This window comes from Rhodopirellula sp. UBA1907, from assembly GCF_002337565.1.
Classification (GTDB): domain Bacteria; phylum Planctomycetota; class Planctomycetia; order Pirellulales; family Pirellulaceae; genus Rhodopirellula; species Rhodopirellula europaea.
The window spans coordinates 50,903-72,299 of the sequence record NZ_DDGH01000073.1 but is presented as its reverse complement, the minus strand read 5'-3'; the positions used below and the strand labels follow the sequence as shown (position 1 = coordinate 72,299).

Genomic DNA, 21,397 nt, shown 5'->3' with positions numbered 1-21,397 from the left:
CCGTGAGCGACATCATTCCCGTCGAAGTTCCTACCGTTGGCGAGTCGATCAGCGAAGTGCAAATCGGCAATTGGCTCAAACAAGAAGGCGACTGGGTCAAAAGCGGCGAAGACCTCGTCGAAATCGAAACTGAAAAAGCGTCGGTGCAAATTCCCGCTCCCGCCAGCGGATACCTGCAGTCGATCACCAAACAATCCGACGAATTCGCCGAAGTCGGCCAACAAATCGCCTCGATCCAAGTCGCTGAACAGCCCGCTGGTGGCGACGGTGGATCCTCCAACGGCGGTTCGGCTCCCGCAGCCGGAAACACCGCGTCGGCACCTGCCCCGGCTCCATCGGCGCCAGCACCATCCAGCCCAGCCAAGAGCGGCGGCGGATTTGTGATGCCCGCTGCACAGCGATTGCTCGACGAACACAAGCTGGACGCATCGCAAGTTCCCGCGACCGGCCCCGGCGGTCGGTTGTTGAAGGAAGACGTGCTAGCCTACATCCGCAACGGATCCTCGCGGCCTGCTCCCGCACCCGCCGCACCACCGGCTGCGCCCGCCACACCGGCTGCTCCGGCACAGCAATTGTCTTCACCAGAAACGGCTTCACTGATGACCAGCGGTGGCTACCGATCCGAAGAAGTCAAACCGATGAGCATGCTGCGTCGCACGATCGCGTCGCGACTCGTCCAGGCTCAGCAAACCGCCGCTCTGTTGACGACGTTCAACGAGATCAACATGGCACCCGTCATGGCGATCCGCAGCAAATACAAAGACGCCTTCGCGAAGAAGCACGGCGTCAAACTTGGCTTCATGTCGTTCTTTGCCAAAGCGACCGTCGAAGCCCTGCGTCGTTACCCCGCCGTCAACGCGGAAATCCGTGGCGACTCGATGGTCTATCGCAACTACCAAGACATCGGCATCGCAATCGGCGGTGGCAAAGGCTTGGTCGTTCCGGTCCTTCGCAACGTCGAACGCATGTCGTTTGCCGAAGTCGAAGGCAGCATCGCTGAGTACGCTCGTTTGGCCGGCGAAAACCGATTGCAACCAAGCGACTTGATGGGCGGCACGTTCACGATCAGCAATGGCGGCATTTACGGATCGCTGCTCAGCACTCCAATCGTCAACCCACCACAAAGCGGCATCCTGGGCCTGCACTCGATCCAAGAACGCCCCGTCGCGGAAGACGGCCAAGTCGTCATTCGTCCGATGATGTACGTGGCGTTAACTTACGATCACCGCATCGTCGACGGTCGCGAAGCAGTTGGATTCTTGGTCGCGATCAAGGAAACGATCGAAGACCCAGCCCGATTGTTTTTGGAAGTCTGATCCGGTCGCGGGCTTCATCCAGCTCGCACGTTCGATTCAAGGTTGCCCTCGGTTCCTTTCATGGGAAACGGGTCCAATGGCCATCGGCTCACTGTTTCAGTCGTTTGACGACTTCGGTGTGACCGTTGTTGCTGGCGAAGTCAATTGCGGTTTCGCCGTCGATGTCGGCTTTGGTTGGATCGGCCCCAGCCGCAAGCAACAACTCGACCACCGCCATCTGACCTTCCGCCGCGGCGAACATCAGCGGTGAAAAGTGTTCTTCGCTGTCGACCAAGTCCACCGCCGCACCGGCATCGAGCAACAACTTGACCGTTTCTGCATTGTCGGCGGTCGAGGCATACATCAGTGCCGTGCGACCAAACGAATCTCGATGGTCAACTTCGACATTCTGAGAAAGAAACCATTCGACGACCGGTGTGTGACCGTCGAACGCAGCCATCTGCAATGCCGTTCGCTGATTCTCGTCCATGGCTGAAACATCCACGCCCTGGCCAACGAGCCGTTTCACACCAGCCAAATCGCCCATCATCGCGGCTTCGCGAAAATTGTCTTCGGGCGACTTCTCGGGAAGCGGAACATCTTCCGAGGTGGCCATGCCTTCGGGAGCCTGTGGTGCCAGCACCTCTTCACGCTCCCGCCGCGGGAAATCCTCCGGTGAGAGTCGCTTGGACTCACACCCCAAAAGCCCAAGGGCCGAACCAAGGATCAGGACGCTCGAGACAGAGAACGAACGGACTGGAACGCGACGCGTTTGAAGAGGGTTGTTTTGCATGAGCCCTAACATAGTCGCAGCGACTCAGACCAGCCAAGCTCACGAACTGAATTGACGCAGCAGTTTCAATGGCACGCCGATTGAAATCACGTGAACTTCGCCAGTGAAACGGGCGGCGTCCGACTTGTCGAATCCAACTTTGGACGCGGCAAACGTTAACGTGTGATCGGCCCGAAACGTCGCCTCGCCGGTTTCTCCCGTGTCGCCATTCATTCCCGTGGGGATGTCCAAAGCGATTCGAATCGCGGAGCTCGCATTGGCTGCTTCCACCACCTTGGCGTAGCGCCCTCGCAGCGGTGGCTTGGCTCCGGTGCCCAGCAACCCATCGACAATCACATCCGCTGCCGACAAGAGCTCTGTTTCATCAGTCTCACCAATAACCTGAATCTGAATCCCCGCCGCCTCCGCGATTTTTGCTTGGATCGCCGCGTCGCCTTGCAATTCGTTCGTCGTTGCCATCGCCAAGATCGTCACCTCACGCCCGGCCAACTGCAGATGCCGAGCGATCGTGAATCCGTCGCCACCGTTGTTGCCTTTCCCGCACAAGATCAACACGTTGCCATCCGGCGTGATCTGATGAATGCATTCCGCTGCCCCGCGACCCGCATTTTCCATCAAAACGATGCTTGGCATTTGGAATTGCTCCATCGCCACCTGATCAATTTCGCGAATTCGCTGGCACGTCATGGGTGACAACTGCAATACCGGTTTCATTGTCGCTTCCATTGAATATTCGGACGAAGCCAGGACGGGCCGAAAGATGTTCGGAACCCATCCGGGATACAAAATGCTTCTTCTTTGACCATTCCCAGTGGCCGGAACGTCTTCCGTGAGAAACAATGGGGTCGTGGGCGTGGTGCCCAAAATTTCCCCTTGGATTGTGTTCCTCTCGGATACCGAAGATGCCCCTGTACGAATACGAATGCAAGTCGTGTGATGATGTGGTTGAGATCCTGGTTCGATCGCCAGGTGAAGAAGTGTCCTGCCCAAAGTGCAGCAATGCTGAGTTGACACGCGTCCTAAGCGTCCCGTCGGCTCCCTCGATGAGCGGCGGCAGCTCGAGCCTGCCGATGGCTGGCGGCGGTGAAGCATGTGGTGCCCCGCGATGCTGCGGTGGCGGTTGCCAAATGTAACTCGGCTGAGCAGCTTGCGTTTTAGCGAGCTCCATGAATTCTCAAACGGGGCGTGGAATGGTTTACAATCCACGCCCCCATCTGACGCTTTCTGTAGACGCCTGATCTGTGGCCCTCCTTCACCGAGGCACCCGTTTCGGCGTCCCTTCCAGCCAGGAGAGTTTTCATGAGCCGCCTTCGACGATTGCGCGCTGTCGCACTTATCCCCGCCCTCCTTTCCGCCAGCTTCGCCTCGCTCGCGAGAGTTGATGAAGCGAACGCGAAAGAGGATCGCGAAACGATTGTTCGCAATGATCGTGAACGTGTCCTGGCAACCGGTTACTGGATCTACAACGATCTGGATGCCGCTTACGAACAAGCCCGCCAGACCGGCAAGCCGATCCTGGTCGTCTTGCGTTGCTTGCCCTGCGAAGAGTGCGTCAAGCTGGACGATGACTTGGTCGAAAGCGACCCTGAGCTGAAGCGTTTGCTCGACCAATACGTTCGCGTTCGCGTGGTTGGCACAAACGGACTGGACCTGAACGTCTTTCAATACGACACAGACCAGTCCTTCGCGGTTTTCATGCTCAACGCTGACAAAACTGTTTACGGCCGTTTTGGAACGCGGTCGCACCGCACAGAATGGCTGGGCGATGTTTCCTTGGAAGGAATGGCGGCCGCGCTTCGAGAGAGCCTGAAATTGCACCAAGCCTATCCTGCCAATCGTGAATCACTGGCGGGCAAGACCGGCGCCCCGTTGGAGTTTGCTTCGCCAGAAAAGTACCCCACGCTGACAGACCGCCCTGATCATCTCGACTATTCCGGTCAAGTCGCTAAGAGTTGCATTCATTGCCATCAAATTGGCGAAGCCCGGCGGGACTACTACTGGCAAAGAGGCCAATCGATCCCCGAAGAAGTTTTGCATCCTTACCCGCACCCTAAATCGATCGGGTTGGTGCTCGACGCCCGGTTCCCAGCTCGAGTGAAAAGCGTTGCCAAGAATTCCGCCGCCGCGAAAGCCGGTTTTCAGGCGGGCGACGATTTGCTGAGCATCCATTCACAACCGCTGGTATCGATGGCCGACGTGCAGTGGGCTCTGAATCAAGTCCCTGCCGAAGGCGCTCAGGTAGAAATCCAAACCAAACGTGGCGATCAAACGCGAGCCGTCACATTGTCGTTGCCCGATGGTTGGCGACGATGGGACGATCCGTCATGGCGAGTTTCGTCTTGGATGATGCGGCGGATCGCCGGTGGGGGAATGCGTTTACTACCACTGGACGAAAGTGAGCGTCAGAAACTAGATTTGCGATCGCCGATGGCACTTCGAGTCGCCAACGTCGGCAAGTACGGGCTCCACGCGACCGCTCACAAAGCCGGCGTGCGGGTCGATGACATCCTAATTGAATACGACGGCCAATCGGATTTGATTCGCGAAGCGGACGTCTTTGATCACGTCAACGAAAAGCGTCGTCCGGGCGACCGAGTCCAAATGAAGTTCCTTCGCAATGGCCGCGAACGAACCGCTGAAATTCCGATCCAGAAGTGACCCAATCGCCCTCATCGGGCCAACCACCTGCCCCGCGGCACGGACGCCGCTTTTTCATTTTCTCTGATTCATCTTGATCCCAGCGTGTGTTTCCCGGTAATCCCTACCGTGGAGAAACGCTGTATGAATCATTCCAACGAACACATTTCTGGCGTCGAAAGTCTCGCAGGCTTTGATCGAGCCCCTGAGGTTTTCGTAACCAACTTCCATCGTCGCTTCACTGGTGTATCGGCAACCGCCAACGCTGTGGTCTCGGGCCAAAAGTCTCGGCTGAAGTTATGTTTGGTTGGTGACCCACTGCCTGACGCTCCTGAACCGCTCAGCTACCAGCGAGCCCTTCGCTCCAGCTATCAACGGCCATCGAATCGCCCTTTTTCGATTTGGCACGTGCGACGCAATATAGAAATGAGTGCGGCGATCTTTGCTCGCGATATTCTGCGATTGCCCGTTCGAATCGTCTTCACCTCCGCTGCAATTCGCCGACACTCCGCTTTTCCACGCGCACTGATTTCGCGGATGGATGCAGTCGTTGCAACTACCGAAACAGCGGGATCCTTGGTTCCAAACCTTGCGTCGGTCGTTCCGCACGGAGTCGACACACAAAAATTCACACCTGCCGACGATCGATTCCTAGCCTGGCAAGCCACCGGTTTACCTGGCAAACATGGCATTGGAATTGTTGGCCGCGTCCGAGCGGAAAAAGGCACCGATTTGTTCGTTGAGTCCATGTGCGAGCTTCTGCCGACCAATCCCGATTTTACCGCCGTGGTGATTGGACGTGCCAAACCTGAGGACTCGGCTTTTGAGAAAGCACTGAAAGCAAAGATTGACGCCCGCGGACTAACGAATCGCATCGTGTTTGTTGGCGAAGTCCCTAGTCATGAATTGCCGTCTTGGATGCGCAGCCTATCGCTGCTTGTCGCACCGGCCCGCTACGAAGGGTACGGCATGACGGTACTCGAGGCTCTCTCAAGTGGAGTTCCCGTCGTCGCGGCCGACACCGGTGTTTACTCGTCGGTGATTGAAGAAGGGGTAACCGGGCAGGTCGTTCCTATTGGCAATCGGGCAGCCCTTCAGCATGCGATTCAAGACATGATCCAGTATCCAAACAAACTGCACAAAGCCGGGCAACTTGGCCGATCTTTTGCCGAGCAATCGCTCAGCCTAAATAATGAAGTCGATGGTTACCAACAAGTCTACGAAAGGCTTTGGGACGGTGAATCCTTTCGTGATCGTCACGCGGCCTGACGATTGACGCTTGACATTGGACTTCTACCACTGGTACTTCCAATGCCGTGTCGGCGAAGAAGTCGACCGGACTCATTCGCCATACCTTCACCTTGACGCTGCGTCATCGCTGAACGAGGACAGAACAAATGCCCAAAAAAACCGTCGGACAGCGAGTTGCTCAGGTTTTTCGGAAGCCGTGGAAGACGTTGACCAACCGCCGCTACCGTGAATTCCGGCAGGCGTACAACCACTTCCGTAACGACGGCATTCCGACGAAACGCTACGAGTTTGACAACCTCGACTCCGATTCGATCGTCTTGGATCTTGGTGGATTCCGTGGTGAGTGGGCCGATGACATCCACGCTCGCTACGGTTCAACGATTCATGTCTTTGAACCACATCCCGAATTCGCGTCAACTCTGCAAACGAAATATACCGACCACCCTCACATCCACGTGCACGCGGTTGCATTAAGCAGTTCCGACGGCGACCTGATCCTGTCCGATACCGGGGACGCATCTTCCGCCATTCGCGCAGGTGAAAAATCAATCACTGGTCGCCGTGTTGAAGCAGGAGCCTACCTTCAATCCATTAGTGTCGACCACGCAAACTTGATGAAAGTGAATATCGAGGGAGGCGAATACGACATCCTGCCACACCTCGCAAAATTGGGCTGGCTGAATCGCATTGAAACCATTCAGGTTCAGTTCCATGACTTGTGCGTCACCAGCGACGAAGAGCGAGAAAGCATCCGCCGCGAACTCGCACGATCCCACGGCGAAGATTGGTGTTACCCGTTCGTCTGGGAACAATGGTCTCAATCAGCCAACGCAATTCAGATGCCCAAACGCGTTGCGTGAACAAGCTCGCTGCATAGTGTCCTGATCGCCGGTCTTGAGCGAGCGCAGTCTGGACCGAATGCAATGAATTCCGGCTGAGCACTGTTTTCGACGAGATAGTGAGCGACACAGGGACTCCGGCACTGGCGTGACGTCGAACCTGCCAACTGGCACCACATATCGTCGGTCAAGGTCGAAAGGTAATTCGGTGGTAGGTTCGCTTGAACTCTTTGCGGATCTTCTGCCACACTGATCGTTCAGGTTTGGTGTGGATCGTCTGCGCCAATTTCAGTCGCGGCTCTTCGTTCGGATTCGCGACGATCGCACGGGCGAGTAAATGAAACAACGATTCGTGATGCAGAACTCGATCTCGACTTTGCAAGATTGCAGGCAAACGTTCAGAGTAGAGATCACTCTCGAGAATCTGCTGAACTTGCTCGACCGACCTTTCCAAGTCATCAAGCTTGAGTGCCACGAAGCTGTCGGGGTCAAACCAGTTTTCGATATTTGTACACCCCGCATACAACGGCAGCGAATAGCCCAAGAAGGCATCGCTGATCTTTTCACTCCAATAGTTCGGTTCACAAACGTTTTCGAGCGAGAGATGATACGCATGCGGCAGAATCGCGTCCGCCTTATCGTTCACCTCACGAATCCCACGCCCATACAGATGCAATCGGTCGCCAATCACTTCCTGCAGTCGGTAGACGAATCGCAGTCGTTGCCGATGGCCTTCGTGCAAGACCTTGGTTGAGATGACCGCCGACACGGTTGACGTCTTCTTGGGAACAGGCAGTTCCTGCAGGTCTTTCAACTGCCAAAGCGATTCAGTTTGTCTACCAAAAAACCAGGGCAGTCCACCGTGGTTGGGTATCCAAGTTCCGATGTAACCCGGAATGTTGTAGGGCGAAATCAAGATACCAAACTGGTTGGCATTGACAGAACCAATGTCGACCGCGGGAGATGGTTCCCCAGTGACTAATATTCGACGTGACCATGGCACGGTCGTCTCAAGAACTTCCGTCGTCAGGTGAGCGACCACCAACCAGTCCGCATCATCTAAGTCGTGACTAAAATGAACTTGGCGAAGAGAATCCTCACAAGCTTCACCGAGCGTTCCTGGGAATGCAGGAAGCATCCGGTGGTAAATTTCTGCCGCACTGCCAAAGGGAACGATGCCAACGCGGTCGGTCATAACAGTGAGAACTACAGCGATTAGTGTTAAGCCGCCTCGGCGAATGCGGGCGTTTGAAGTTGATCAATCCATTGGCAGACGTGTTCGACGCCGATCCGGTTGATGGCTTCGCCTCGTGGCGATCCACCGCGGGAGTTGGTTTCGATCGCCAACGCGTGTTGTTGGTATGGCCCGCGTGCGGAAGGAGACTCGGCTCCATCAGTTGGACCATACAAACCGACCACTTTGGCTCCTGCAGCGGCCGCAGCATGCAACATCGGTGTGTCCTCCGCGATCACCACTCGAGCCAATGGACTGAGTGCCGCGGACAATGATAGCGTCATGTCGGGTGCCAGCGAAGCGGCGTTTCCGGCACACGCTACGATCTGCTCTGCTTTCAATCGTTCTTCGAATGTGCGCCAAGTCACGATGGAGTGCATTTGAAACCGGTCCGCCAAATAGCGAGCTGTCGCGGCGTAGCGATCAAACATCCATCCGACCGAAGATGAAACTCTTCCGGAATCCATGATTGCCAGATCTTGCCCGGCCCAGCGATGGCGGTACCGCATTGCCCAACGGTGATCGGCTGATTCGACTGGCCAGTCAAAGTTGGCTTGCGGACGATCGATCGCGAGCGGAGCGAGCAACTCCAACCGACGATCGACCACATGGTGAAACACAGGTGTCACCAACTCATTGAGCAGTCGGCGTCTTGGTGCGAATCTCGGCATCGTGTCCCAGCCAATCCGGCGTGCGGCGGCCGACAATTGACACACTAGTGCGGACACAAACGACTCGTCGCAATCGATGGCCACGTCGAAATTTTGGGCAGTCAGTTTTTGTTTCACGCTGCGAATGCCTCGCGGCGATCGATTCCAGCGGATTGGCAATTCAACGACTTCATCGATCGCTGAATGCTGCTCCAAGAAGTCCGCTTTTTCGACACCAACGGCAATCGCGATTTGCGCATTGGGGAAATACTCTTTCAGCGAACAAGCGACCGGCAGCGTCAAAATGCAGTCGGACAGATCACCCGTTTGGCTGAGCAGAATCCGCATGGGAGAAGATGACTCAAGAGACATAATCAAAATCAGTTGGAAAGCAGGATTCGTAATCAACCCGTTCGACGCGAAACGCCACTATCGACTGGAGATGGATCGGAACGCACGAATGCGAGCTCGCGGGGCCAACCCCCGAGTGTCCACCGGTTGATCGAGCACGTAACTGCCGACATTGCCGGCTTGGTCCGTTGCATCGATTCGCAAATAGATCTGGCGCGGCAATTGGGGGTCCGCGGGCCAAACGTAGTCGCCCAGGTTTCGCAGACCCGCGGCGATGGTTGTCCAAGGACCTTCAGGAGTATCACTAAAGGAAAGCGTGATTGGACGCGACATCAAATATTGATCTTGGCACCGATATGCGATCACCAACGACCCAGCCCGGTCGGCCTCGCCATAGCGTGCTCCGGTGATACTCACCTCGGGCTCGGTCTGGTCGACCACCACCACGATGTCGGGTGCATCACCGCTCAGCGGGCGCGGGCTGGTCAAACCGTTCGCTGCGACGACCACGATCTGAAACCCAAAGATTCCTTCGCCGTTGGTTTCGATATCAAAAGGACTGGCCTTGTCCGGGTCAGTTCCCCAACGATTCCAAGTGATACCGCCGTCCGTGGTTCCGTAGAGCTCGATTGCTTCCACGCCACGACCGCCGATCGCCTCGATTTCAAAATCCAAGCTGAATCGATTGCTGTCGCTGTGGCGGATCACGGAACGCTCCGCCAATCGTTTCAAGTCCAAAGTTTCACGCGGATCCAGTGTCGTACGCTCCATCGTCGCCGAACTGGCCCGTTGCGACTCGTATCGCATTTCGGTGGGCGTGTCCGTGGAACGGCCGAGAGACAATGGGTCGCGACTTTTGCGATCTCCAGTGATAGGCGACCAGGGCGACTGCACGGGTTCTTTGGAATCCTGAATCTTGTCGACCGGCGGAGTCGGCTCGGGGGCGTTCAGTTGCGACGGCGCGTTCGTGTTCAGACCGGCCGGAGCAGGAATGGACTCGGGCTGAGACGGCCCCACGTGAAACGGCGTCTCAGGTTCTGCGGACGAAGATCCATTTGCCGTTCCCAGCGTCGGCGACTGTGCGGGTGGCATTTGCGAGGCTGGCGTTTGCATAGCAGGCAATTGAGCTTGAGGGCCGGGCAATTGCGGCGTCGCCATCGCTGGTGAAGGCCCCTGCGTCTGCGGTGCGGGTGCATCGAGCGGACGCATCGCTTCGGCGGGAGTCTGCGGACGCGACGGTGCGGGCAACGATTCTGCTTCCGGCGTTGCAATGCTTTCGATGCCTCGCGCGGCTCCCATTGCCGACTGATGGGGCTGTTCACCGGGTGCATTCCCAGCAACAGGTCCAGCTGGCTCGGACATCATCCCAGACGGCAACGGCAACATCTCAGGCCCTTGCGAAGCTGGCTCGCTGCCTCCAGCAGGCATCTGGCCCGGCAGATCGCCGAACCCTTGGAAGATGCCTTGCCCAAACGAGGGACCGTATCCGTTGGGTCCAGATGCAAATCGCGTGGTGGGCTTGGACGCGACCCGCGGTTTCTGAACCAGTTCGCTGACGATGGTCTCGTTGCCAGCCTGATCGAGGGCACGAAGACGCAGCGACAATTGCTTCCAATCGTCCTTCGGATGCAGTTGCAACCTTCCCGTGTTTCCTTCTCGTTCGACCGTGGCGACTTGCCATCGACGAGTCGTATCGGTGACGTAATGAACGGTCAGCTGGCGAGTTTCCGTCGCATCGCGAATCGTGAACTTTGCAACGACACGGCCATCGGCGTCGGAATCCGCTTCCAGATCGATTTGTGGACCTTGCGTATCAACCACAACCTTTAACTCAGGAACAATCGGTCCCGGCGGGAAAGGCCGCCCATTGGCATCCACCGTACGAGTAGCGAACCAGAACGTTCCTTCACCGGATTCTCGAATGTGAAACTGCCGAGCGTCCGGTGGCTGGCGATCCAACAACTTCCATTGCCCGGGTGCAGCTGTCGCCGATGTCCGGGCACCGACTTGGGTGTACGGGTTCTGCTTTTGCAATGGCCCCGATTGCGTTTCCGCCCCGTTCTCGCGAGATGTTTCCGTCTGATCGGCTGGATTGGGTTGGTTTGCGGGAACTGCCACGTACAATTGCACCTCGACGGGCGCTGTTCCTGCTGTAGCAATGTTGAACGGAATCTGGAACGAGTCCGAATTCATGATCACATCGGCAACTTCTTGTGCCGAGGTGGCACGCGAATCCGCGACCGTGCCACCGGCCAATCCTGCCGTCACCATTGCCGCAACCAATGCCCGCCGAATCGCGGTGGAGCGACGAATCAAACGACTTTGGTGCTGGTCAAATCGCATGGTTTGGTCAAAATTTGGGTTGGCGTGAATTCGTTTGGCGTCAACTCGAGCGTCATCGCGCATTGACAATCCGTGTTTCGAACATCGGCGTTTCCCGACTGTGGACTTCAACCATTGACCGCTAACAATCCTCAAAATCGCTACGACTACGATGTTGTCGTTATCGGAGCCGGTCACGCGGGAACGGAAGCCGCCGCCGCTGCAGCACGCCTGGGTGCGAAAACCGCCCTGCTGACGACCAACCTGGATACGGTCGGACAAATGTCCTGCAACCCAGCGATCGGCGGCGTGGCAAAAGGCCAAATCGTTCGCGAAGTCGACGCACTGGGCGGCTTGATGGGCGAAGCGATCGACGCAACCGGAATCCAATTTCGGATGCTTAACCGCCGCAAAGGCCCCGCGATGCACAGCCCGCGTGCTCAAGCGGACAAAAAGGCCTACCAGAACTTCATCAAGTATCGGATCGAAACCCAAGACAATTTGGACCTCCGGCAAGAAACCGTTGAGGACCTGATCACGGAACCAATCGCCGATGGACAAGACCGCTTGGCCAATCAGAGAGTCGTCGGTGTCCGAGTTCGCGGGGATGCGGTCTACCACGCACCGACGGTAATCCTGACGACCGGCACGTTCTTGCAAGCGATCATGCACACGGGCAAATCGCAATCCGCCGGAGGACGCGCGGGCGAAGGAACGACGGCGGGACTCAGCGGCGCGCTGCACCGAATGGGTTTCACGCTGGATCGATTCAAAACCGGAACGCCGCCGCGACTCAACGCTCGGACGATCGATTACTCGGGCCTGGAAGAGCAACCCGGTGACGATGATCCGCAACCATTCAGTTATCTCAACGATGCGATCAGCTCACCACAGATGGCGTGCCACATCGCGCACACCAACGAACGTGTGCATGATCTGATTCGAGCGAACTTGGATCGGGCCCCGATGTATAGCGGCCAAATTGATTCTCGCGGCCCACGTTACTGCCCATCGATCGAAGACAAAGTGGTCCGCTTCGCCGACAAGTCCAGCCACCAGTTGTTCTTGGAACCAGAAGGCCGGCAAACTTGCGAGGTGTACGTCAACGGCATCTCAACCAGCCTGCCTCGGGACGTTCAAGACGCAATGTTCCGCTGCATTCCTGGTTTGGAAAAAGCCGCGATCATGCGTTACGGCTATGCGGTCGAATACGACTACTGCCCGCCAACTCAGTTGTGGCCCCACCTCGAATCCAAATCAGTGTCAGGGCTGTTCTTTGCTGGTCAAATCAACGGCACCACCGGATACGAAGAAGCGGCTGGACAAGGTTTGATCGCTGGCCTGAACGCAGCGAGAACGACTGCGTCCCAAGCACCGTGGGTACCCTCTCGGCAAGACGCCTACATAGGCGTGCTCGTCGACGACTTGGTGACCAGCGGCACTGACGAACCCTACCGAATGTTCACCAGCCGAGCCGAGTATCGGTTGCTGCTGCGGCAGGACAACGCCGATCGTCGGTTGACCTCTCAAGCCGATGAACTGGGCCTGATCGACGCCGCTCGACGCGAACGTTTCCACCAGAAGCTAGCCGAGATCGAACGTGGAACCGAGCTACTGAAGCAAGCCAAATTCCAACCGGAAACGGGTCCCACCGTTCGCGGCGACGTCTACCTGCGACGGCCGGAGGTGACTTGGGACGTAATCGCTGAACAAGTCCCTGAGCTAGCAAGCATTGGACGTGAAGCAGCCGAACAGTGTTCGATCGACATTAAATACGCGGGCTACATCGACCGGCAACAAGCCGAAGTTCACAAGCAATCGCGACACGCTGAAAAGTCGATCCCGGTTTCGTTTGACTACGACAAGATCGGGCCGCTTCGCAATGAAGCAAAAGAAAAGCTGACAAAGGTTCGCCCGCTGAACTTGGGCCAAGCCAAACGAATCAGCGGAATCACTCCGGCGGACTTGGCGTTGGTTCTCGCCCACATCGAAAACAACTCGCTCTCTCAAACCAAATCGTCCGAGCCGGATGATAATCGTGCGTCGTCCGACAACGAACCCTCTCGACCAACCTCCTCTGCTTCGGATTCCCTTTGACCGCCGATCCAAACACGCAAAGCTCCAACCAACAAAGTTCCTTTGCAATGATGTGCTGCGCCCACGGCGCCGAGACTTTGGTCAAAGAACAAATTGCCAACGAAGGATGGCGGCTCGCATTTTCGCGTCCCGGTTTTGTCACCGCCAAACATGATCAAAACAAACGGCCGCCGACCGGAGTCTTCATTCGAACCGCCGCCCGTTCACTGGGATCGGCCAAGAGTGATCACTCGTCAGCGATGATTCAGAAACTGCAGCAAGCCATCTCATCTGAAACGGTGCCGTTTGATCAGCTGCATGTATGGCCTCGAGACCGCACTGCGATCGGGCGTTTCGATTTCGAACCTGGCATCGACGAAGTTTCCGCCGCGGTTGCGGATGAAATTTGGGCAGCTCTTCACGATGGGTCAGCTTCCAACGGCCCTGGGCTGACTTGTGCGAGACCCAATCAAATCGCTGAAAACGGCCAACGGATTTTGGACGTGGTCTTGGTTGATCCGTCGCAGTGGTTCTTTGGAACTCATGAGGCGACGACACTGCCAACACGCTGGCCCGGCGGAGTCCAACCGATCGAACCCGCGTACGAACCCATTTCTCGGGCGTACTTCAAAGCCGCCGAATCGATCGCATGGAGTGGCTTTGACATGCGGCCAGGCGATTTGGCCGTCGAAGTCGGCAGTGCCCCGGGCGGAGCCTGCGGCCGCCTGCTGGAACTGGGGATGCAAGTCATTGGTGTGGATCCGGCCGACATGGATCCTCGAATCGCTGACCACCCGCGATTCATTCACTACCCCGCCCGCGCCGGCGACCTGCCCCGCCGAGTCTTTCGCGGAGCCAAGTGGTTGCTGGTCGATTCAACGGTGAAGCCCGATGCAACGCTCAGCACAGTCCGAAACATGGTGGACAGTCGCGAAACGAGTTTTCGCGGTTTGCTGATCACGATGAAATTGGGCGAATACGAAAACGCGACTCACCTAGAACGCTGGTGCAACTTCATTCGAACCTGGGGCGTCGAGCGTTTGGAAGTCCGTCAATTGGCCCGCAACCGGTGCGAAGTCTGTGCGGCCGTCACGCTGCCGGCCTGATCAAACGGTTTCACCTCGGCGTTCCGCAGTGGACACTTTCGCGATCAACGAATCTCGTCGTAAATGACCTGTTCGCCCAGCCAAACCCGGAAACGCCGAATTGCCAAAGTTCGAGAGAACTCAATTTCTCCATGAACGGTCTGGCTAGATTCTGCGGCGGAATACAAATCGCCGGCCGGGGTCAGTTCTTCAGGCAATTCGAACTGAAACCGAGAGTGAATGCGAAGCCAGCTGATTCTGAACCAACAGGGCACCGCATTGATCGTGATGACCTGCCTGAACCACCACCCGTTGTATACAAACGTTCCCTGGAACGGCTTTTCGAACTGGATTTCGCGGTACAGAAACGAGCGTCGGTGAAGTGTCGCGCACTCTGAAAACACGCCTTTTTCGAGCGAGCTTTGCGCAGAAACGCTGTAAGGGTTGAGCTGAGCCAATTCACGCATCTTTCATACAACGAATCTTGTCCTTGCCCCTCATCCTGCCTACACTTCGTTCGCACAACTTACCCAATCTCCCACACTTTCGATTTTCTCGGTGATTTTGCCGTGACTTCCGGGGGGATTCGGACAAAACTGTTGTTCGTCTGAGCGCGGATTCCATTTCGAGTCAGACTAGAATTGAATTTTAGGCAATTGAGACACCCTAACCAGAGACACACCATGAAACGCTTTGCTGCCTTTGCCGGCATGCTTGCGATGACGATGACCATCGCCGTCGCTCAAGACTCGAACGTCAAACTGAATGATCACCTGACGGTTCCTCAATGGGTCAACCCAGCCGTTGCCGGCGAACTGACCGGTCGTCTGATCCTTCCTTCGACAGACGGATCCTCCGAAACGATCGCGGACGCGACCATTGTTTTGACCGACGCATCGGGCAAGACCTTGCGTTCGAAGAGCAATGAAGAAGGCGACTTCACTTTCACCGGTGTTGCACCTGGCGTTTACGCTCTATCCGCTCGTGCAGATGGCGCCTTCGCATGCTGTGCGATGCACGTTGTCAGCAACGACATGGCTTCTTCGGAAATGTATCCTAAGACGGCCGAAATCGCTGCCGCTGGCATCGACTACTCGATCATCAAATCGTCGATCATTCGCTACTTGCCACCAGCTGGCAAAGATAGCCTGACTTCGATCGCAAACGCTGACCTGAAGGGAATTTCGAGCCAAGTTGTTGGCGAGAACCTCTTCCGCGTTGCACAATCCAACGGTGGCATGAAAGGCCGCATCCACATGGCTGGTGCCGAAGGCCGCAGCCTCACCGATGCCGGACTCTTGAACATCTTCCTGATCCACGATGGCGAAACAGTTGACCGAGTCGTCAGCAATCGCGACGGATCGTTCGAATTCGCTGATGTCGCTCCCGGCGAATACTCGATCTTGGCAATCGGCCTGTCGGGATTGGGAATGGCTGGATTCGAACTGGTTGACGAAGCAACTGCCAACGCAGAAACCGCTTTGCTCAACAACAACGGTGAAACCTTTGTCGGCTTCGGAAACAACAACGACGCTTGCTGCTGCTGTTGCCCACAATTCTCAATGCAAGTTGCTCCATTGCCAATGGCAATCGAAGCTTGCAACGAAGTTGTGATCGGCGAATCAATCGTTGTTGAAGAAACCATTGTCGAAGACGGCATGATCGTTGACGACGGCTTCGGAACCGCTGTGGATGCCTTCGGCAACCCAGTCGACGCATTCGGTAACCCAATCGGTGGCGGCGGATTCGCTGGTGGTGGCGGAAGCTACGGCGGTGGATTTGGTGGCGGCGGAGGCGGTGGCTTCGGCGGCGGACTGGGCGGAATCGCTTCGCTCGCTGGGTTGGGCATCATCGCAGCATCGCTGGATGACGACGACAACGACAACGTCTTCCCACCACAACCTGCCAGCCCAATCGTTCCCTGATCGAATTCGTTCGATTCGGACTCACTCAAAAAAGGTCGCGGGACCGTCTCAACCCGCGGCCTTTTTTCGTGCGCCGATCGTCGGCGGCTTCCCTTTCTGGCATAATGCTGAAAACCCCAAACTCCTGTCCCCGCCTTTCGCCCCATTCCCACCTGAGGACCCTATGAGTCTTGTTGAAGGTGCTCCCGCTCCAATCAATCCCGAAGTCCAAGCCGCCGCGGCGAAGGCACTCGATCAGCTCAATGAACACACGCTGAAAACCGTTCATTGGCATTTCAGCGACAACACGGGATCTCCGTTCTGGTTGGAAAAGAAGGCGGAACTCAACTTCGACCCGCTCACCGATGTGAAGTCGTTCGATGACCTAAAGAAATTCCCCCACTTTGAGGACGAATGGCTGCGCGGAGGGCCGATCAATCGCTGGGTTCCCAAAGGTCACGCGGGCAAACCCGTGTATGTTTTTGAAACCGGAGGCACAACGGGTATCCCGAAAAGCCGGATGGTGATCGAAGACCACTGGAAGGATTACGAGCTCTTCAGCGACACCCTGCCAGACGAACACTTTCCGAAAGGCTCCAATTGGTTGATGCTCGGCCCCAGCGGTCCACGTCGTCTGCGTTTGGCGGTGGAACACCTAGCACAGCACCGAGGTGGGATCTGTTTCTGCATTGACCTTGACCCTCGTTGGGTAGTGAAGCTGATCAAGAAAGGTTGGATGGACCACCTGGAAGAGTACAAGAAACACTGCATTGATCAGGCTGTCACTATTTTGACCGCTGGCCACGATGTGAAGTGCATGTTCGCGACTCCTAAATTGCTGGAATCACTTGGCGAAGCTCTCGAAGAGAAAGGAACTTCGCTGGCCGCGGTCGGAATCAAGGGGATATTCTCTGGCGGAACGGAATTCACCCCTCAGTGGACTCGATTCGCTGTGGAAGAAATGCTCGGCGGACCTCCTGAAGAAGGCGGCGTGTTCATGACTCCCACCTACGGCAACACCTTAATGGGACTTGCCTGCAGCAAGCCCATTACTGCCGCGGATGGATACAAGATCAGTTACTACGCACCGCAACCCCGTGCGGTCACTGAGGTCGTTCAGTTTGACGACTACAACACCAAAGTCGGCTACGGAGAGACGGGGCGTGTGAAGCTTTACACGCTGACGGATGAGTTCTTTGTTCCCGGATTCATGGAACGCGACGAAGGTGAACGCGAACAACCATTTGAAACCTATCCCTGGGATGGGGTCAGCGGCGTGCGTCCGTTCCACGAACTGGCGAGTGCAACAACTGTCGGCGTCTATTAATTCGCGATGCCGCTTGGCCCCTCGACATCACTTTCGTTCCACCTCTGATTTCATTTCGACTTCCATGATCACACTGAATCCACTTCGTTGGGGCAAACAATACGAGTCCCTCGAATTCAACGACGTCGTTCACTTTGACACGGGCGAACCAATCGCGCGCATTGGCACAGTGGGCGGTGGCATCGTCGGCCGCGATCTACGCGTGGCTCACAAGGCCCGCGAAGCACTGCTCGAGGTGCCAACCAACGAACTGTTGCAGATGTGCCGCAAGGCAGCCGAACTGTTCGAGAAAGAGACGCTGTCGGTTGGTGATTCGCAACAAACCGTTGACGACTTCATCCACCAGCAATCGGCCAGCACGGGATTGCCCGAACACATGTGTCGGTCCAACATGTCGAAGAACAGTTTCGTGCTTAGCAACATGGAACAGATTCTGGACTGCCTGACGCGTGGTTTGGACTTGTCGATTTTGTCCAAGGGCTACGGAGAAGAAGGTCGCGGCGTCACGGTCAGCTACCAAGCTCAGACACCGATTCTCGGCGCGATCCTTCCAAACAACTCGCCGGGTGTCCACACGCTATGGCTACCAGCGATTCCGATGCAGATCGGATTAGCACTCAAACCAGGTTCGCAAGAGCCATGGACGCCATACCGTATGGTCTCCGCGTTCATCGCAGCCGGTGTCCCCTCGGCCGCGTTTGGTTTGTACCCCGGCGGTCACGACGCCGGTGGAGCAATCATGGCGAAGACCGCACGCAGCATGATCTTCGGCAGCGCCCAAACGATCGCTCAACACGCGGGCAACCCAAAGGTTCAACCGCACGGTCCTGGATTCTCCAAGATCTTGCTCGGCGACGACATCGTCGACGACTGGGAGATGTTCTTGGATGTGATGGTGGAAAGTGTGCTGAGCAATTCCGGTCGCAGTTGCATCAACTGCTCCGGCATCTGGGCCAGTCGTCATACACGAGAAATCGCAGCTGCGATCGCGGAGCGAATCGGACCAGTCGATGTTCGCCCACCAAGCGACCCCGAGGCCCAGTTGGCAGCCTTCACGGTCCCCGCCATGGCGACCGGAACTTACGCCATGGTCCAACAAGACTTGGCCGAAAGCGGTGTGACGGACATGACGGCCGAGTACGGTGAGAAGCTGATCGAACGTGATCACTGTGCTTACCTTCGTCCGATGGTCATCCATGCGGATTCGCCTGACCGAGGCGTTGCGGCAAAGGAATACATGTTCCCGTTTGTCAGCGTCGTCGAATGCCCGCAGGATCAAATGCTTTCTCGCATCGGCACCAGCCTGATTGGCACAGTGATCACATCGGATGAGAAATTCATCCAAGATGCGTCACGCTGCGTGGACATCGATCGGCTGAACATTGGCCCGTTGCCAACCAACCGACTGAATTGGTTGCAACCGCACGAAGGCAACATCATCGAGTTCCTGTTCGCCAACCGTGCATATCAAATCGAACCGATGCCAGCTACCACCAGCGTCTGACCTGCATCAGACGTGATCTGAGTCGCACGAGCTCATCGACAGCTTCCAAACGCCGCGAAAGCAATTTGCTTTCGCGGCGTTTTTTTTTGGGCTAGTCCAATGTTGAAACGCTTTTGGCGATGCCTTCGCCCTCAATCGCAGGACTGCGAAGGGCGGGTTGAATCGATTGTTCCGGTTTCGCCGGCGTGTTGCGGAAACACCTCAAGAATCAAGCGGTCGTTGCAGCCTGCCCACAAACGTGACCTACCTTTCAGCAGACCAATTTCGATCGTCAGCACGGTTTTCGGTCGGCGAGCACAATCGCCGTAGCGAACGGTCCACTGAAACCGCGGGGTACGCCAAACATGATCAAGCTCACTCGACTCGACGGCGAAGCCTTCGTCTTGAACGCCGAACTGATTCGATATGTCGAACGACGCGGCGACACGTTCGTCACGCTGACCAACGGCGAACGTCTGGCCGTCAAAGAAACGATGGACGAGGTCGTCGACCGATCCATCGCCTACCAACAACGCAAACATTTTTTGCCGCCGATGCCAGCCGTGCTTCAGTCAGCACCAACGGATTCCATCCCTCACACGACTTCCTAGTTCGAAGAAACCAATCCAATGGACATCGCCAGTCTGCTCGGTCTGATCTTCGCGATCGGCTTGATCCTCGTCTCCATCCTGCTTGGCAACGCACCCTTCTCGGCCTTCATCGACATTCCGTCGGGATTGGTGGTGGTTGGTGGTGCATTTGCGGCCGCTTTGATCTGCTTCCCAATGGGATCGATTTTGAAGAGCCCGATCATCGCATTGAAAGTGATCTTGAACAAAGGCGAAGATCGTCTGGCTTTGATCAAATCAATCGTCGAACTCGCAGAGATCGCACGCCGTGATGGATTGCTGGCATTGGAATCAAAGATCGGCGAGATCAACAACTCACTCGTGAAGACCGGACTGCAAATGGCAGTCGACGGAACGGCACCCGAGATCGTGGAAGAAGTTCTTCGCACCGAGGTCGCTGGGATGGCGATGCGTCACCGCGAAGGCAAATCCATCATGGATCAACTCGGTCGGTTCGCTCCGGCGTACGGGATGATCGGGACGCTGATGGGACTGATCATGATGCTCCAAGACATGTCCGATCCTTCGGGGATTGGAGCCGGTATGGCGGTCGCACTGATCACGACGCTGTACGGAGCCATCGTGGCCAACGTGTTCTTCAGCCCCTTCGCTGAAAAGCTGGGATTGATGAGCCGCAACGAACAACTCAGCATGGAGATCGCCATCCGTGGCGTCATGGCCATTCAGTCTGGCGAGAGCCCACGAGCGATTGACCAGAAACTGCAGACCTATCTGCCTGCCAAACAAAGGGAACTGCAGTAATGGACGATGAACCAGAAGAAATCGGCATTCCCGAATGGGTTGTCACGTTCGGTGACATGATGAGTTTGCTTTTGACGTTCTTCATCATGTTGGTCTCGCTCAGTGAGATCAAAGAAGAGGAAACTTACCAAGCGCTCGTCGATTCGATGCAGCAACAGTTCGGCTACAAACGCACACTGGAAGCGTTGGCGCCGGGCGATGCCAAACCCCGTTCAATGGAATTCTCAGTGCTCTCGACCACTGGCCGAGCCAAGAAAAAGGACACCGCTCGAGGTGGCGTTCCCGAGAAGGCTCCGATTGGTGAAGAGCATCACGTTCGTATTGTTCGGCCAGGTCACATGACCGCGGTTGGCAGCGTCGTGTTCTTTGAAGTCGGCAGCGATCTGCTGACTCCCGCCAGCCAACGCATCTTGGAGCAAACAGCACAGCAGCTTCGTGGCAAACCACAACGCATCGAAGTCCGCGGTCACGTTTCGGCAGAGTTTGCCGCTCGTACCGTTGGAACCGATGAGGCCATGTTGTTGGCCATTCGTCGTGCCGCTGCCGTCAAACGCTACTTGGTTTCCAAGCAAGGGATCGCCTCGGATCGCTTCCGAGTCTCCTCAGCCGAAGCAACCGAACCAATCACCCGTAACGCAACGATCACCAAATTCGGCAACGACTCGCGTGTCGAAGTGTTCCTGCTCGATGAAACAGTGGAGGACCCCAAAGGGACCTCTGATTCCGACTCCAACGACCAAAGTCCTCAGGCTTAAGACA

18 protein-coding genes and 1 pseudogene are annotated in these 21,397 nt (G+C 56.5%); 13 read left to right on the top strand and 6 right to left on the bottom strand.

Annotation, left to right across the window (positions count from 1 at the left end; genetic code table 11):
- Nucleotides 1-2: 2 nt before the first annotated feature.
- On the top strand, nucleotides 3-1,316 hold the full coding sequence (odhB, locus tag B2R17_RS16020; protein ID WP_008664620.1) for a 2-oxoglutarate dehydrogenase complex dihydrolipoyllysine-residue succinyltransferase: 1,314 nt from the start codon (nucleotides 3-5) through the stop codon (nucleotides 1,314-1,316).
- 88 nt (nucleotides 1,317-1,404) lie between these two features.
- On the opposite strand, the gene B2R17_RS16015 is transcribed toward odhB, so the two are convergent.
- On the bottom strand, nucleotides 1,405-2,088 hold the full coding sequence (locus tag B2R17_RS16015) for an ankyrin repeat domain-containing protein (protein WP_008664622.1): 684 nt from the start codon (nucleotides 2,086-2,088) through the stop codon (nucleotides 1,405-1,407).
- 39 nt (nucleotides 2,089-2,127) lie between these two features.
- A pseudogene (locus B2R17_RS16010) lies at nucleotides 2,128-2,863 on the bottom strand (NAD(P)H-hydrate epimerase).
- Between the two features lie 127 nt (nucleotides 2,864-2,990).
- On the opposite strand from B2R17_RS16010, the gene B2R17_RS16005 reads away from it, so the two are divergent.
- The 4 genes from B2R17_RS16005 to B2R17_RS15990 all read left to right on the top strand — a co-directional run bounded on the left by B2R17_RS16005 (nucleotide 2,991) and on the right by B2R17_RS15990 (nucleotide 6,836).
- The gene (locus tag B2R17_RS16005) at nucleotides 2,991-3,221 is read left to right on the top strand and encodes an FmdB family zinc ribbon protein (protein ID WP_007333463.1); all 231 of its coding nucleotides are present in this window, start codon (nucleotides 2,991-2,993) and stop codon (nucleotides 3,219-3,221) included.
- Between the two features lie 166 nt (nucleotides 3,222-3,387).
- Nucleotides 3,388-4,746, top strand: a complete 1,359-nt coding sequence (locus tag B2R17_RS16000; protein ID WP_286764764.1) for a Trx7/PDZ domain-containing (seleno)protein — start codon at nucleotides 3,388-3,390, stop codon at nucleotides 4,744-4,746.
- A 123-nt stretch (nucleotides 4,747-4,869) separates the two neighbouring features.
- Nucleotides 4,870-5,994, top strand: coding sequence for a glycosyltransferase family 4 protein (locus B2R17_RS15995; RefSeq protein WP_286764763.1), 1,125 nt, complete (start codon nucleotides 4,870-4,872; stop codon nucleotides 5,992-5,994).
- Nucleotides 5,995-6,122: 128 nt separating this feature from the next.
- Entirely contained in the window at nucleotides 6,123-6,836 is a 714-nt protein-coding gene (locus B2R17_RS15990; protein ID WP_286764762.1) for an FkbM family methyltransferase, read from the top strand.
- Between the two features lie 166 nt (nucleotides 6,837-7,002).
- Here the strand turns inward: B2R17_RS15990 and B2R17_RS15985 are convergent, their stop codons facing one another.
- From B2R17_RS15985 to B2R17_RS15975, 3 genes are read right to left on the bottom strand one after another with little or no spacing between them, the layout of a single operon-like run.
- Entirely contained in the window at nucleotides 7,003-8,010 is a 1,008-nt protein-coding gene (locus B2R17_RS15985; protein ID WP_008664632.1) for a glycosyltransferase family 10 domain-containing protein, read from the bottom strand.
- Between the two features lie 26 nt (nucleotides 8,011-8,036).
- Nucleotides 8,037-9,107: a glycosyltransferase family 9 protein gene (locus B2R17_RS15980; protein ID WP_339888197.1), complete on the bottom strand. Its 1,071-nt coding sequence runs from the start codon at nucleotides 9,105-9,107 to the stop codon at nucleotides 8,037-8,039.
- Between the two features lie 21 nt (nucleotides 9,108-9,128).
- Entirely contained in the window at nucleotides 9,129-11,456 is a 2,328-nt protein-coding gene (locus B2R17_RS15975; RefSeq protein ID WP_286764760.1) for a hypothetical protein, read from the bottom strand.
- A gap of 9 nt (nucleotides 11,457-11,465) precedes the next feature.
- Between B2R17_RS15975 and mnmG the strand changes: the two genes are divergently transcribed.
- Nucleotides 11,466-13,469: a tRNA uridine-5-carboxymethylaminomethyl(34) synthesis enzyme MnmG gene (gene mnmG / locus B2R17_RS15970; RefSeq protein ID WP_008664638.1), complete on the top strand. Its 2,004-nt coding sequence runs from the start codon at nucleotides 11,466-11,468 to the stop codon at nucleotides 13,467-13,469.
- Nucleotides 13,466-14,554 carry an SAM-dependent methyltransferase gene (locus tag B2R17_RS15965; protein WP_008659190.1) on the top strand — a complete coding sequence of 363 codons (1,089 nt, stop codon included), beginning with the start codon at nucleotides 13,466-13,468 and terminating at the stop codon, nucleotides 14,552-14,554. The genes mnmG and B2R17_RS15965 overlap by 4 nt, the downstream gene beginning before the upstream one ends.
- A gap of 44 nt (nucleotides 14,555-14,598) precedes the next feature.
- Here the strand turns inward: B2R17_RS15965 and B2R17_RS15960 are convergent, their stop codons facing one another.
- Complete coding sequence (locus B2R17_RS15960) at nucleotides 14,599-15,000, bottom strand: hypothetical protein (protein ID WP_286764759.1); 402 nt, start codon at nucleotides 14,998-15,000, stop codon at nucleotides 14,599-14,601.
- A gap of 216 nt (nucleotides 15,001-15,216) precedes the next feature.
- Here B2R17_RS15960 and B2R17_RS15955 point away from each other — a divergent pair, with 216 nt between their 5' ends.
- The 6 genes from B2R17_RS15955 to B2R17_RS15930 all read left to right on the top strand — a co-directional run bounded on the left by B2R17_RS15955 (nucleotide 15,217) and on the right by B2R17_RS15930 (nucleotide 21,393).
- The gene (locus B2R17_RS15955) at nucleotides 15,217-16,458 is read left to right on the top strand and encodes a carboxypeptidase-like regulatory domain-containing protein (RefSeq protein ID WP_286764758.1); all 1,242 of its coding nucleotides are present in this window, start codon (nucleotides 15,217-15,219) and stop codon (nucleotides 16,456-16,458) included.
- A 163-nt stretch (nucleotides 16,459-16,621) separates the two neighbouring features.
- Nucleotides 16,622-17,764 (top strand): hypothetical protein, encoded by a 1,143-nt coding sequence (locus B2R17_RS15950; protein WP_286764757.1) that lies wholly within the window; start codon nucleotides 16,622-16,624, stop codon nucleotides 17,762-17,764.
- Between the two features lie 64 nt (nucleotides 17,765-17,828).
- A complete protein-coding gene (locus B2R17_RS15945; RefSeq protein ID WP_286764756.1) occupies nucleotides 17,829-19,268 on the top strand; it encodes an aldehyde dehydrogenase family protein in 1,440 nt (479 codons plus the stop codon).
- Nucleotides 19,269-19,612: 344 nt separating this feature from the next.
- Nucleotides 19,613-19,858 (top strand): flagellar FlbD family protein, encoded by a 246-nt coding sequence (locus tag B2R17_RS15940; RefSeq protein WP_007326457.1) that lies wholly within the window; start codon nucleotides 19,613-19,615, stop codon nucleotides 19,856-19,858.
- 18 nt (nucleotides 19,859-19,876) lie between these two features.
- Entirely contained in the window at nucleotides 19,877-20,638 is a 762-nt protein-coding gene (locus B2R17_RS15935; RefSeq protein WP_007326458.1) for a motility protein A, read from the top strand.
- Nucleotides 20,638-21,393 (top strand): OmpA/MotB family protein, encoded by a 756-nt coding sequence (locus B2R17_RS15930; protein WP_008664651.1) that lies wholly within the window; start codon nucleotides 20,638-20,640, stop codon nucleotides 21,391-21,393. The genes B2R17_RS15935 and B2R17_RS15930 overlap by 1 nt, the downstream gene beginning before the upstream one ends.
- Nucleotides 21,394-21,397: the final 4 nt, after the last annotated feature.

What these genes read in the sequence shown, in the direction of transcription:
- B2R17_RS16015 (WP_008664622.1), bottom strand. Translation starts at nt 2,088, where the DNA reads ATGCAAAACAACCCTCTTCAAACGCGTCGCGTTCCAGTCCGTTCGTTC.
- B2R17_RS15945 (WP_286764756.1), top strand. Translation starts at nt 17,829, where the DNA reads ATGATCACACTGAATCCACTTCGTTGGGGCAAACAATACGAGTCCCTC.
- B2R17_RS15995 (WP_286764763.1), top strand. Translation starts at nt 4,870, where the DNA reads ATGAATCATTCCAACGAACACATTTCTGGCGTCGAAAGTCTCGCAGGC.
- B2R17_RS15990 (WP_286764762.1), top strand. Translation starts at nt 6,123, where the DNA reads ATGCCCAAAAAAACCGTCGGACAGCGAGTTGCTCAGGTTTTTCGGAAG.
- B2R17_RS15975 (WP_286764760.1), bottom strand. Translation starts at nt 11,456, where the DNA reads ATGCGCGATGACGCTCGAGTTGACGCCAAACGAATTCACGCCAACCCA.
- B2R17_RS15960 (WP_286764759.1), bottom strand. Translation starts at nt 15,000, where the DNA reads ATGCGTGAATTGGCTCAGCTCAACCCTTACAGCGTTTCTGCGCAAAGC.
- B2R17_RS16005 (WP_007333463.1), top strand. Translation starts at nt 2,991, where the DNA reads ATGCCCCTGTACGAATACGAATGCAAGTCGTGTGATGATGTGGTTGAG.
- B2R17_RS15935 (WP_007326458.1), top strand. Translation starts at nt 19,877, where the DNA reads ATGGACATCGCCAGTCTGCTCGGTCTGATCTTCGCGATCGGCTTGATC.
- B2R17_RS15930 (WP_008664651.1), top strand. Translation starts at nt 20,638, where the DNA reads ATGGACGATGAACCAGAAGAAATCGGCATTCCCGAATGGGTTGTCACG.
- B2R17_RS16000 (WP_286764764.1), top strand. Translation starts at nt 3,388, where the DNA reads ATGAGCCGCCTTCGACGATTGCGCGCTGTCGCACTTATCCCCGCCCTC.
- B2R17_RS15955 (WP_286764758.1), top strand. Translation starts at nt 15,217, where the DNA reads ATGAAACGCTTTGCTGCCTTTGCCGGCATGCTTGCGATGACGATGACC.
- B2R17_RS15950 (WP_286764757.1), top strand. Translation starts at nt 16,622, where the DNA reads ATGAGTCTTGTTGAAGGTGCTCCCGCTCCAATCAATCCCGAAGTCCAA.
- B2R17_RS15940 (WP_007326457.1), top strand. Translation starts at nt 19,613, where the DNA reads ATGATCAAGCTCACTCGACTCGACGGCGAAGCCTTCGTCTTGAACGCC.
- B2R17_RS15985 (WP_008664632.1), bottom strand. Translation starts at nt 8,010, where the DNA reads ATGACCGACCGCGTTGGCATCGTTCCCTTTGGCAGTGCGGCAGAAATT.